Raw genomic sequence first — 13159 nt, forward strand, 5'->3', positions numbered from 1 at the left:
ACCAGCCTATTATGGAAAATAAGAAATCAAGTACTCAGGATATCGAGAATGTTCTTCAAGAAATTGGAGAAAAGATAGAAGAGCTCGTAAAAAAAGGGGCTGATGCCGGTGCCGAAGTCAAAGATGAAATTGAACAGAAAATAAAGGACCTAAAAGAAAATAAAACAAGTCTTGAAGCTGAACTCAAAAAAGGAAAAGATCTGATTGAGAAAGAATTTAAAGAACAAAAAGAGGCCTTTGAGCCAAAGTTTAAAGAGTCAAAAGGTTTTTTTAGAGAAGGATTCAAACAATTTGGGTTGGCGTTGAAAGCCTTGTTTGGGAAAAAATAAAAAATCCCGGAAGTTAATTCTTCCGGGATTTTAAATTTATCTCCTCTCTTCAAGAGCTTTACATCGATCGTAGGTCGGATCAATATCTATAAATACATCCTCCTTGGCTGTAACAAACCACTTTGACAAAAGATCATCTTCTTTTTTTCTTAAAGTGGCAGCCTTCATTTTTTCATAGTCATCTTCCAAATTTGCTCTATGAGCTGGGTATTTTGACTCATAAAATAGTATCCTCACTTTAGTACCCTCTCTTGGATCTTCAAATCGGATGGGTTGGGTAACAGTCCCTACTTCCATACTGTCTAATGTGAAGTAAAGTACGGGATCTTCTAATGTTCTAAGGGTTAGCCTTTTTGAATTATTTGCCGGATCTACAAAGTATCCACCATTATCAGAAGTATTTCTGTCATCGGAATATTCCTTTGCAGCTTTCGCAAACTCAATTTTACCTTCTTGAATCTCTGTTTTCAAGCTGTCCAAATATTTCTCTGCTTTCAACAAATCTTCTTCTGAAGCTTTGGGAATCATCAAAATATGTCTGGTATTGTAAGAGTCAGTTCTTTTTTCAAGTAATTGAATAAGGTGAATTCCAAAATCAGTTTCTACTGGATCGGAAATTTCACCAAGCTTCAATGACATGGCTGTAGCCTCAAATTCAGGTGCAAGCTCACCACTTCTGAAAAATCCTAAATCTCCACCTTGTGCTGCAGAACCAGGATCCTCAGAATAGGCTCTAGCCAAATCAGCAAAATCAGCCTTTCCATCCAATATATCTTGTTTGAACTGGCGAAGCTTAGTAAATATATCTTCTTTGATTTGAGGGTTCACCTCAGGTTTTTTGACTATTTGACCTACTGTCACTTCGGCGGAAAAGAAAGGTAGGGAGTCAGTAGGAATGCTTTTGAAAAACTCACGTACCTCTGCTGGAGACACACTGATACCCTCTGTGATTTTACCTCTCATCCTCTGAACGATCAGTTGCTCCTTAATAACCTCTTCAATTTCAGATTTTAATTGATCAGCAGTTTTTCCATACACTTCTGCCAAGGTTTCTTCATTGCCACCAAACTGCTGCATGACCATGTTGAATCTCTGATCGGTTTGCAACATCACTTCCGCATCCGTAACCATCACTGAGTCAATTTCAGCTTTAGCCACCATTAATTTATTAACCATTAATGTTTCAAAGACTTCGCATCTAGTAGGAGGGGTTACTCCTTGCTGCCCCTGCGCCAAAGCCTCTAAATAGGTTTTTTGAATGTCTGACTCAAGCAAGATGTAATTATCAACTTTAGCTACAATTTTATCCAAAACCTGTCCTGTGGTTGCTGTGTTGGCAGCCTCTTGTGCAGACAAATTGGATAGCATGGAAAATGCCAATAAAGTAAGCGTAATTCGGTTTAGTATTTTCATTAGTATTCGATCAATCCGTTTTTAAATTCGGCTGAGTAGTTATGCTTCAATTATTGATTTAGAGAGATAAAAGCTTCTTCTTTAGCTTTTGGGTTTATCTCTACTGGATATTTACTTTTTAATTGTTCTAACAGGTCTTTTTCCAACGCCTCCTGATAATCTTTAATTACCAAACCTCTGGTTTCATTGAATTTTTTAGGACCTGCAGGAATTTGATCCCCTAACAGAACCAAGTGTAAGTGACCATTAGTTTCTATCTCTTGGTAATTTTCTGAGAGGTTAATTTTGGAAAGGACAGGATGTTGCTTGTATTCTATCAATCCCTTTTCAGTTTGAAATGCAAGAGGATTATTCTGTTTGTAGTTAGTCTCAAAAGCGTCTATGACTTCTTGAGAATAAGACTGTCCTTTTAATTTTGTCCTAGCTTCTTCGAGTTGATTGATATCCAAAACTTTCACAATGAAAGCATTTACCCGATCATCCCATTGATAGTTTTGAATATTCTCCTGGAAAAAGGCTTTTTGTCCTACGCTGTCTTCAATTCCCTTTTGCCATACTTCTTGGTTCATCAATGAGAATAAAAGAATTCCATCATGGTATTCATTTAATAGCATTTGATATTCTTTGTTATTGGCAAGAATATCTGCCTCCTCTGTTTTATTAAGAATAGAAGCGGTGAATCGGTCATACCAAGCATCGAAAGCCGTGGTCTTCGTTTTTATACTTAATTCCTGTTCCTGTATAAATGAAACCAAATCATTCATGGTATAGGTAGTACCTTGAAGTGTAAATAGCTCCTCATCGTCCAATCCCTTCGCAGCAACGGCTCCAGGAATTTGAACTTTCGTAAAGGTCTTTAATTCATTTTCCAAGTTCGCAACAGAAGATTCATTCTCTTCGAAATTGTATCGTGCCTTCTGAATGGCCATTACTTGAGATTGTATCATGGTGGACCTAGAATCCCTCATAATCTTAGATCGAATATTGTCTTCTAGGTTTTCGAAGGAATCGATGGGTTTCTTTTCTTCCAACCGCAAAATATGGTAGCCATACTTGGTTCTTACTGGAGGAGATACTTCTCCTATTTCAGTTAATGAAAATGCGGCCATTTCAAATTCAGGGATCATAGAACCAACCGAAAACCAAGGAAGCATGCCTCCGTTTTGACTGGAGGAAGGATCTTCTGAATAATTCTTTACAATATTTTCCCAAACAGTACTTTCCTTTTGGATCTCGGCATAGATATCAGCTACTTTCCTTCTGGCCAAATCTTCACTATTTGGATCATCCTCGTCAATTCTTACTAAAATATGAGATACTCTTACTTGTCCAGGATTAGGCCTTTTATCATTGACTTTAATGATATGGTAACCAAAATTTGTCATCACAGGATCAGAAACCTGTCCAGGTTGTAAGGAAAATGCAGCATCTTCAAAGGGTTGTACCATTTGTAATGCCGTGAAATAACCTAAGTCTCCCTTGTTGACTTTTGCAGAAGGGTCATCTGAATGCTCAACCGCTAATTCATTGATATCTGCTCCGGCATTGATTTCATCCCGGATTTTTAAGGCCATTCTCAATACAATCAAACTATCGTCCTTACTTGCATTGGGCGGAAATTGAAATAGGATGTGGCTTGCTCTAACCACTTCCTGCATTCTGGAATAGGCTTTACGAAGCTCTCCTTCTTCCAAAGAGTTTTTGATGAGGTAAGGAGCTTTTAAGTTTTCCTTGAAAGAGGCAAATTCTCTATTGAATTCTTCTGTTTTATCCAGACCTAGTTCTTCTGCTTCTATCACTTTCAACTTATAGTTGATAAATAAGTCCAGATTATCTTCAAACTCTTCCCTAGACATCCCTGCAGAGGTTGGAGTGGAGCCTTGACCTTTGGATAGCAGGTAGATTAATTCCTCTTTCTCTATCGCTTTGCCACCAATAGTCAATAGATTATCATCTTGGCTACTACCGCCTTGCATGTATGCAAAAACGGGGGCTACACTTGCCAATACGATAAAAAGAGAGAAAATAGTTGCCGAAATTGATCGGTGATTCATGTAAGGGTACCTTAAATTCAGTGCAATTTTACAAATTTATCAGATAATAAAGGGAAATGACTGCTATCTAAGTGATTTAACAAGAATTAGCATCAAAACCACTTGATTAATCGGCAGGTGTTTTTGCCTCTATTGGACTCAAACTCAATTTCGTCCATAATGGTCTTTACCAAAATGATGCCTAATCCGCCTTTTCTTTTTTCGCTGATCACCTTTTTCAGATCAGGTACTTCATAATCCAATAGGTTAAAAGCTTTTCCTTTATCCGTGATTTCAAAAATTAATTTATCGGGTGATTCTTTTACTTCTAACTTAATTTGGTCATAGCCATTGCATTGATGGGAGTGGATGATCAGGTTAGCACATACCTCTTCCACTGCCAAAGTTAGCTGATGCCGATCTTTGTCAGATAATTTCAGTTCACTCAAGGTGGTTTGAAGGAAGCTCCTGAGATCTGCTAATGCAGTGGTTTTACAATATATTTTTAACTGATATTTCATTTTAAGCCTCTAGTGCAGCTTCCTTGGATTCGTAAATGTCAATCAATTGATCTAACCCCAAAATTTTGAAAACTTCAAATACTCTCGGTGATAGTGCAAATATTTTGAGGGTAATTCCTTCCTCTTGAAAATCCTCCAAATAGGACATAAACACGCCCAATCCGGCAGAGGAAATGTATTCCAGCCCACTTCCATCCACTAAAATGGATTTTGAACCTGATTCCGTTAACTCTTGCATTTTTTGATCTAAAATCACAGAGTTGCTGGCATCAATTTCACCTTGAATTACCAATAAATCGTGGTTATCTTCTTTATGTGTTTCTATGGTTAGCATATTGAACGCTGATTTCTTTATTCATCTGAAAATTTGACCACCATGATCGAATAATCATCATCTATTAACCCATCTCCTCCTACATATGCATGAAGAGAATCTATAATTTTTGTTTGGATTTCTTTGGGACTTAATTCATGATACACTTCCAAGAGAGTTCTGATTCTTTCAAAACCGAACTGCTGGGATTTCTCATTTTTAGCCTCAACGATTCCATCTGTAAACATGACTAATACATCTCCAGAAGAGTAGTTAAATGTTTTTTCCTCAACGTGATTTTCATATTGCTTGTTTCTCAAAATCCCCAAACCTAGGCCATCTATTCCCAAGTATTCAGATTTACCCACATCATTTTGATGCATTAAAGTAGGTACATGCCCAGCTCTTGAATGGCAAATGCTTTTTTCCTTGGTATTAATAAGAAATATGGAGGCGGTGATAAAGTGATTCCTTTCCAAACATCGACTTAAAGCCGCATTAGCTTTAATCATAAATTGGGCAGGACCAAGGTTTAACTGGATTAGACTTTGGAAAATTCCTTTCATCTGAGACATATTAAATGCTGCAGAAGTGCCTTTTCCAGAGACATCTCCGATGATCATAACGTATCGGTCCTCATCAAGTTTAAAAGTATCGTAATAATCCCCTCCAACTTCATCCGCCGCATTGGAATAGGCAGATATGTCAAAAGTCTCATTATGGTCTAACTTGGTAGGAAGGAGTGATTTTTGGACCCGCTGAGCAATTTTTAATTCTTCTTGGTAGCGTTCGTTTTGAATGGCCTGATTTAGTAATCGATGGTTTTCAACGGCAATACAAGCCTGGCGTACAAAAGTACTGATGATGTTGATCATCTCTTTGTTGAAACCATCTCTCACTTCTTTGCAAAGTACCATTCGACCAATCGCCGATTTATTAATCACAAGTGGAACCAAAAGAATAGATTCAAATCGATCATGGTTTAGCCGAAGTGAAAGTGGGTTTAAATTTTCAGGTTTATTTTCAACTGCCCATTCTTGAGCTAATTTTTGATTTTGAATGATTTCACTAAGCTCTTCACGCATTCCTTTCTCCATGAATCGTTCTTGAAGGAAACCTTTTGCGCTTCCTTGGTCCCCTAGTTCCAGCCAGGCAGCATCCGCATAAGCAGCACTCATACAGGAGTCTACCAGGATATCCAGTACCTGTTCTTCACTTTCTTCAGGCTGAATAGACTGGCTTAATCGTTGGAAGTTAATGGCCTCAGTCAGCTTTTGTTCAAAAACAGAGGAGGTAGGTAGGTTAAATAAAGTAACAAGAAAGCAGAATAGGGCATAAATAAAAATGAAGCTGAATAAGGAAACCAGGAATAAATTGTCCGTCAAATTCACGACAAACAATCCTCTGTCACTGTATAATAGGATCTGGTAAAAGAGATACCCACAGCAGTTGATGATGATAAAAAGGAAAAGCAGGGATTTCCATTTTTCCCGAAATGTCAAATAAGGAATCCATTTGAGGTTACCGGATAAAATAACCGCCAATCCTACCAACAGAACAAACCCAAATAAAAAGCTGTAGTCAAATGAGTTTTTGTTGAAAAAAATAAAAAACATGGCTCCAAGCATAGCTAGCTCGTAGGCCTGCCATTGTTTTACTACTCTTTTTGTTTTTTGGTAAAGGATCAAATGCTTCCATAGCAACGCACTGGATATCAGGAATACTGATATCAATGCAAAATTGACATGGTAGAAGAAATTTTTAAGGAATGGATCATTGAACAAATGGCTATCCCCTAGCAGGGAATAGAAAAGATTGATCATGAGGGAAACAAAAACTGCTACTATACCTGTCGAAGCAGCCCTCCATATCAGGTTCAGAAAGTCATTCTGACTATTCTTATTGATGGAGTAATTGTAAAAAAGATAGACTGTTAAAAAGAAAAGAATCTCGAGTACCCAAGTGAATTCTGCTGCTATACCAGATTCTAATTCATTTAATAAGCCAAAAAGTCTTACCAAATCCACAAAAAGCAATGACAACCAGACCAAAATGGCCAGGAGCATGCTAAGTTTTCCAATATGGATTGATGGTAATTTAATCATGGATTTTGCCCCACAATATTACTCAATGTGAAATAAATTAAGATCGGGACTAAAATATTCTTACTAGATAGAATGTTAAAAAAAGTAAACTTTAGACAGAAGTGCTAATTTCTATTAGAAACATACTAAGTCTACGATAACTCCCTGACCAAATTTCGTTTCTATTAAAGAAATAACTTTTGCCTTATTCATCTGAAGTTCCTTCTTGATAGGGCCGGAAGTCAATTTTACAAAAAGCTTTTTGTCTTTGATAAAGACAGATGATGTTCTGTCCGCTATAGTTTTCCCAACGATTTCTGGCCATGACTGAACCACACTTTTCTCCTGAAATTTATCTTCTAGGCGGTAGGCTTTTAGCAAATCCTTAAATGCTGATTCCAAGGGGGCTACTTCTTTTTTTCTGCCAAAAGGATTTTTGTTATTCATGGGTTGCAAGGTTTTAAATGAAAAGGGCGGAAGCGATGCTGTCAGCAAGTAGTTTTCCTTTTCTGCTCAAAGATAGGGTATTGCCGTTCCATATTAGCCAGCCTTCCAGATTCATTTTTTCTAAAATTTCTCTTTTCTCATTCAATAGGTCTAGTTGATACTCCTGTTGGATTTTTTCAAAATTTATTCCCCATATGGTTCGGAGACCAGTCAGCAGGTATTCGTTTAGAACATCTTCCTTGCTCAATATTTCAGACTCAAAGGGGAGTATGTCTTGATCCAATGTATTTATGTACTTCGCATTACTTCTAGGGTTTGCTCCTCTATGGGCACCATCAAATGAATGTGCACTAGGTCCTACCCCTAAATAGGGAATGCCTTTCCAATAATTAGTATTGTGTAAAGCAAATTGATCAGGTTTCCCAAAATTAGAGATCTCATATTGAATAAAGCCCGATTTTTCGGTATGCTCTTGCAGCATTTCGAATTGCTCTGCAATAAAATTCTCATCAGCCTCAGTGAATTTGCCTTCTCTTTCCCATTTTCCCAGGGCTGTTTTGGCTTCTACTGTTAGGGCATAACTAGAAATATGTCCAGGGTCCAATTTTATTGCCTCTTGTAAGTCGGACTCCCAAATTGAGTGATCTGGGTAAGGGTACCCATAAATCAAATCCATGCTGAACTTTTGGAATCCCACCTCTCTGGCTTTACCAATCGCAAGTCGGGATTCTTCCGCTGTATGAGCCCGGTTGTAGAAATGTAGGACTTCTTGATTGAAACTTTGAATTCCAAGACTTAAGCGGTCAATACCTAGATCCTTCCATCCTTTCAAGTTTTCCGAGCTTAAGTCATCTGGATTGGCTTCTAGTGTAATCTCTTTCCAATCGCAAGAAAAGTGTTTTTGGATCGTATTGAGTATGGAGTCTATCATCCCTTTTTCTAAGAGGGAGGGGGTGCCTCCTCCAAAATATACCGTCTCAATGGCTGAATTTTTCAGGTAATTTTTTCTTAGGATCAGTTCTCGGTTTATTTTGCTGACCATTTCTTCCATTCTGCTCAGATTTGTGCTGAAATGGAAGTCACAATAATGACAAGCCTGTTTGCAAAATGGAATATGGATGTAGATGCCAGCCAAGGTATTTCTCTTATTTTGTGAATGTATTCAATCCCTTTTCTCCTTGAAAAAGACCTTTTTTTTCATGCTCAGCCTGATGCTATTGATCTCGACAATTTCTTGGGGTCAAACCAAGTTGTGGTTGAAATGGGAGAGTTCAGATTCCTCTTATCGCCAAAATTGGAAAGAATTTCCGAATGAGTTGGAAAGGGAACAAGAATTAGACTCGATATTGGCGGATTTTTTTTCAAAGGGGTATTTGTCCGCATACTGGGATTTTTCTACTCAAAGGATTGATTCTTTATCAGCCCGATTAAATTTGGGGGCTAAATTTATTTTGAAAGAAATAGGAAAAGGAAACCTTCCTGAAGAATTGGTAGTGGAGTATGGGCTTCCAGAATCCGGTTTTATGGCTTGGAATCAATGGAGCAAAACTATTTTAAGAGAGTTAGAAAATAAAGGATATCCTTTTGCTTCCCTGAAATTGGATAGTTTGATGAGGGAAGGCGAAATTATCTATGCTAGTACAAATTTAGATCCGGGTCCCTTGATACGCTGGGATACGGTTCAGGTGCTTGGTTCCACAAAAACCAAAGCTAAATACCTTCAGAATCTGACTAGAATTCCTGTTGGAGGGTTTTTTTCACAAGAAGAGTTTGAGAATGCTAGTCAGGTGCTTTCCAGGTCTCCTTATTTTGAACTTTCCCAATCCCCAGAACTTGCTTTTAGGACTCAAAAAGCAAGCCCCATATTTTATCTAAGAGATAGGAATGTCAACGTGATGGATGGGGTGATAGGATTGCTGCCCAATGAGAATGAACCAGGAAAAGTATTGGTCACAGGTCAACTGGATCTCGAACTTTACCATTTGGGAGGAAAAGGAAGGAATATTGCGGTTCACTGGCAGCGGATGAATAAAGAGACCCAATCTCTAAACCTAAGTGCAAGAGAGTCTTTTCTGTTTAATTCACCCCTTCACATTTCTCTGGCTTTTAATCTACTAAAACAAGACAGTACCTTTCTAAACCGGTATTTTGGGATAGATTTTGATTATCAAATTTCCAATAAGTCTACCATTCAATTTTTTACAAAACGGCAGGCCAGTGATTTGATTTCAACGGTAGCCTACCAAGATGTGGAGGAATTGCCAGATTTGGCAGATTTCCGTTGGAATGTATACGGTATTGGAGTTGATTATAATGGTTTGGACCGCCTTTTTTCTCCAAGAAAAGGGATATGGTTACAGGCTGAGTTTGCTGCAGGGAATAAAAGGATCATTCAAAATACTGGAATTCCAGAGGAAGCATATCAAAATATTGATTTGAATACACCACAGCTTGTTGCTACCATTCAGTTAGAAAAACATTTGTATATCAAAAAAAGCTGGGGAATGTGGTTTCGAGGTAGTTCAGGATTTGTCAGAAACAAAAGTCTATTCATAAACGACCTTTTCAGATTAGGAGGACTCAAAACCATAAGAGGCTTCAATGAAAACTTCTTTTATGCTAAAAACTATGGCTATCTCAATATGGAACAGCGTCTTTTTTTTGGAGAGGACTCCTATCTAATGATATTTACGGATGTTGGGTTTTTAAAAAACCCAATCCTGGAAAAGGAGGATGATTTCCCTGTTTCATTTGGGGCTGGCATAAATTTAGAGACTGGCAATGGAGTTTTTAGATTTATTTATGGATTAGGTAAATCTAATTTGCAACCTTTGTCTTTCTCTTATTCCAAGATTCACTTTGGTTATCTGGCCAGGTTTTGAGTATGAAGCAAAACGTATTTCTGTTTATAGTTTTTTGGCTGCTATTGGGTGTAACATCAACATCTGCTCAGGTTTTGCAGGATTACAGTTCTTCCTGGGAAAAAGGGAAAGATGAAACCTGGATCCGCCCAAATGACCGGTTGGTTCTCCAGCTGGATTTGACCAGCTTTCCGTTGGCTAATATCTCATTTTCATTTCCGGAAAAATCGGTCGTATTTATTGGAGAAAAATTGTGGATTTATGCCAATGGGGATACTACATTTTCAAAACCTATTGTTGAACTGGCCAATGAATTTGATGAGAAAGATCTGGAATTGACAGTTTTCAAAAAAGGGATTGAAATCGGTGATGCCAAAATTCAAAAAATCTTGCAGCCTACAGCGAATACCCAGGACATGGGTAGGGTAAATGAGCAGGTGGGAGAGATCAGAAGATTTGACCGACAAGACTTAAGAGATTTTTATTTTGTGGCCGTGTTGATCATTTTAGTGATTTTGGCGGTGTATAAGGTTGCCTATCCTTATTTATTTTCATCTATTATTCGGCCGGAATCCTTACTGACTGCTGAGGATTTTTCTGACTCTGGAAGTCTACAGAAATTTTTTTCTTCTGATGTATTGTTTTACCTGCTTCTAGTCAATTTGATGACTTCTTTGGTTGCGGTTATCGGGTTGGTCTTTTATAGACAAGTATGGTTGGAAACTTGGATAGGAATTGACTTTCAATCTTTATTGATTTTATGGGGCCTTGGGGCAATTGGGTTTTTCATAATTACCATTCTGAAATTTATTGGTATAAGGATAGTTGCCTATTTATTTGATTTAAGAAGATTAGAGTTTGCTCATTTCTTTTATCTATTAAGACTTGTAGTGTTAGGAATTACTGGATTTGTCTTAATAATTGCATTTTTTTTAGTGAACGAATTTTCTTCTGCAAAAGAGGCGATAGGCATCTCATTGTCAGTGTTTTTCTGGCTTTACATTATAGGTGTATTCGGTCTTTTTATAATTATGATGAATAGACTAAGCTTTAAGAAATATCATTTATTTACTTACCTTTGCATCGCAGAATTAGTGCCTTTTTTAATCATGGCTAAATGGGTCATGGTTTTAGGTCAGTAAGATTTGGATGATCAAAGCATAATAAACAGCATGAGTGCAGTAAGCAAAGACAGGTTAAGACCAGTAAAAAGTATCCTTGTTTCTCAACCAAAACCAGCGGGCGAAAATTCTCCTTATGTTCAGTTGGCAGAGAAGTATAATTTAAAGATTGATTTCAGACAATTCATTAAAGTGGAGCCCGTTCCTCCCAAAGAGTTTAGAAAACAAAAGATTGATATCTTAAAGCATACTGCTGTTATTTTTACTAGCAGGAATGCGATAGATCATTTCTTTGCTATATGTAAAGACTTTAAGATCGAAATGCCGGCAGAAATGAAGTATTTCTGTATTTCTGATCAGACTGCTCATTATCTTCAAAAGTATATTGTAATCCGTAAGCGTAAGTTATTCGTAGGTCAAAAGACCGCAGAAGATTTATTTGATTACTTCAAAAAGCATAAGTCTGAAAAGTATTTGTTCCCATGCTCCGACATCAGAAAAGATGTAATTCCTGATTACATGGAAAAGAATGGTATAGCATTTACTGAAGCAATTATTTATCATACCCTTGCTGCAGATTTATCTGATTTGGCAGATGTGAAGTATGATATCTTGGCATTTTTCAGTCCTTCTGGAATAAAATCCTTAAAAGTAAACTTCCCTGATTTTGTTCAGGGTAAGACAAGAATTGCAGCCTTTGGTCCAACTACTGCGAAAGCGGTAAGGGATTTGGACCTGATTTTGGACATTGAAGCACCGCTTCCAAATGCGCCAAGTATGACTGGAGCTTTGGAGCTTTATATCAAAAAGGCGAATAATTTGTAAATCTTAGAATCAATTTCTGTGGTTTTTCAGTTTAAATCATTACAATAGTTTTCAGATTCGAAAAAACCACGCTCAAATGATTCATAGCGGCCATTGGAAGTACTTTTTAAGTAGTCTTGTTTTAATCGCCATCTATGCCGGAGTTTCTCCGGTGCTTGCTCAACAGGATGCCCAGTTTACACAATACATGTATAATGGGATGTATTACAATCCTGCCTTTGCAGGAAAGGATGGAGGGTTTAGATTTTCTGCACTCCATCGATCTCAATGGGCAAACTACCGTACTTCTTCTGGTCAACAAGGAGCGCCTGTCAGCCAATTGCTAACTGCACAAGGCAGATTAGATTCCAAAAACATAGGTTATGGTATAAACATAGTCAATGATAATATTGGAGCGAGTTCAAATTTGGAAGTCAACCTTCAGGGAGCCTATCACAAAAAGATAAATAGATCTAATATCAGTGTAGGAGTTTCTTTTGGAATGTTTTCCAGTTCCTTGGATTATGGTGAATTGATCGTGGTGAATCCTGAGCCTAATTTGCCTACTTCAGGTAAAGAAAGCCAAATGAATTTCAATATTGGAGCCGGGGTTCTATTCGATAGAGGAGATTATTATGTAGGCTTAAGCAGTCGGCATTTAAATGAACCTAACTTTGATTTTGGAGATGGATCCTATGCCAATCAATTGAAAAATCATTCTTATTTATTGTTTGGTTATAGATTCAGACCAATAGGACAATTAGCGATTGAACCTAGTTTTTTATTAAAGACAGTTTCTTTTAATAATTTTTCCTATGATGTAAGCGTTATTGCTACACACCAAAATAAAATAAGTGGTGGATTGGCCTTTAGAGGGCAAGAATCCATTTCTTTTATCCTTGGTTACAGTATTTTAAAGGATAATTCCTTAAAATTGGGTTATGCTTTTGATTTAGTGGTGGGTGGAGTAGAAGCAAAAGCTCCTACTAGTCATGAGTTAATGCTCAGATATACTTTGTCTGATGTTAGCAGACAAGTAGAAAGAGTTATTCAAAGAACTCCACGATTTAGATTCTAGAATACTGGATTGTGAAATTTCCTAAAAAAGGCAGGAAAATTGAAACTTAAACCTGACGAAACCGTAGCTGGAAAATTTGGCAGGTTATTTGCATTATTGAGCCAAATTCAGCTAAATTTCGAAGCTTGAGACTATAGTATATTGGGCACTAATTT

Annotated in this window: 12 protein-coding genes; 5 read left to right on the plus strand and 7 right to left on the minus strand. The window is 37.4% G+C overall.

Going from position 1 to position 13159, the window contains the following annotated elements:
• The first annotated feature begins 11 nt into the window (after positions 1-11).
• Positions 12-329 carry a hypothetical protein gene (locus BUR11_RS19405; RefSeq protein WP_074226698.1) on the plus strand — a complete coding sequence of 106 codons (318 nt, stop codon included), beginning with the start codon at positions 12-14 and terminating at the stop codon, positions 327-329.
• Between the two features lie 36 nt (positions 330-365).
• Here the strand turns inward: BUR11_RS19405 and BUR11_RS19410 are convergent, their stop codons facing one another.
• From BUR11_RS19410 to hemW, 7 genes are all read right to left on the minus strand, one after another.
• Entirely contained in the window at positions 366-1742 is a 1377-nt protein-coding gene (locus BUR11_RS19410) for a peptidylprolyl isomerase (RefSeq protein ID WP_084561102.1), read from the minus strand.
• A gap of 50 nt (positions 1743-1792) precedes the next feature.
• A complete protein-coding gene (locus tag BUR11_RS19415) occupies positions 1793-3796 on the minus strand; it encodes a foldase protein PrsA (RefSeq protein WP_074226699.1) in 2004 nt (667 codons plus the stop codon).
• Positions 3797-3888: 92 nt separating this feature from the next.
• Positions 3889-4296, minus strand: a complete 408-nt coding sequence (locus BUR11_RS19420) for an ATP-binding protein (protein WP_074226700.1) — start codon at positions 4294-4296, stop codon at positions 3889-3891.
• A 1-nt stretch (position 4297) separates the two neighbouring features.
• Entirely contained in the window at positions 4298-4630 is a 333-nt protein-coding gene (locus tag BUR11_RS19425) for an STAS domain-containing protein (protein WP_074226701.1), read from the minus strand.
• A gap of 17 nt (positions 4631-4647) precedes the next feature.
• Positions 4648-6714 (minus strand): GAF domain-containing SpoIIE family protein phosphatase, encoded by a 2067-nt coding sequence (locus BUR11_RS19430; protein WP_074226702.1) that lies wholly within the window; start codon positions 6712-6714, stop codon positions 4648-4650.
• Between the two features lie 114 nt (positions 6715-6828).
• Complete coding sequence (locus BUR11_RS19435) at positions 6829-7140, minus strand: DUF721 domain-containing protein (RefSeq protein ID WP_074226703.1); 312 nt, start codon at positions 7138-7140, stop codon at positions 6829-6831.
• 13 nt (positions 7141-7153) lie between these two features.
• The gene (gene hemW / locus BUR11_RS19440; protein ID WP_074226704.1) at positions 7154-8275 is read right to left on the minus strand and encodes a radical SAM family heme chaperone HemW; all 1122 of its coding nucleotides are present in this window, start codon (positions 8273-8275) and stop codon (positions 7154-7156) included.
• Positions 8276-8318: 43 nt separating this feature from the next.
• On the opposite strand from hemW, the gene BUR11_RS19445 reads away from it, so the two are divergent.
• The 4 genes from BUR11_RS19445 to BUR11_RS19460 all read left to right on the plus strand — a co-directional run bounded on the left by BUR11_RS19445 (position 8319) and on the right by BUR11_RS19460 (position 13004).
• Entirely contained in the window at positions 8319-10022 is a 1704-nt protein-coding gene (locus tag BUR11_RS19445) for a BamA/TamA family outer membrane protein (protein WP_074226705.1), read from the plus strand.
• Positions 10023-10024: 2 nt separating this feature from the next.
• On the plus strand, positions 10025-11143 hold the full coding sequence (locus tag BUR11_RS19450) for a DUF4271 domain-containing protein (RefSeq protein WP_074226706.1): 1119 nt from the start codon (positions 10025-10027) through the stop codon (positions 11141-11143).
• Between the two features lie 30 nt (positions 11144-11173).
• Positions 11174-11947: a uroporphyrinogen-III synthase gene (locus BUR11_RS19455; protein WP_074226707.1), complete on the plus strand. Its 774-nt coding sequence runs from the start codon at positions 11174-11176 to the stop codon at positions 11945-11947.
• A gap of 76 nt (positions 11948-12023) precedes the next feature.
• Entirely contained in the window at positions 12024-13004 is a 981-nt protein-coding gene (locus BUR11_RS19460) for a PorP/SprF family type IX secretion system membrane protein (protein WP_074226708.1), read from the plus strand.
• Positions 13005-13159 lie beyond the last annotated feature (155 nt).

It is taken from the genome of Algoriphagus halophilus (genome assembly GCF_900129785.1).
GTDB lineage: Bacteria > Bacteroidota > Bacteroidia > Cytophagales > Cyclobacteriaceae > Algoriphagus > Algoriphagus halophilus.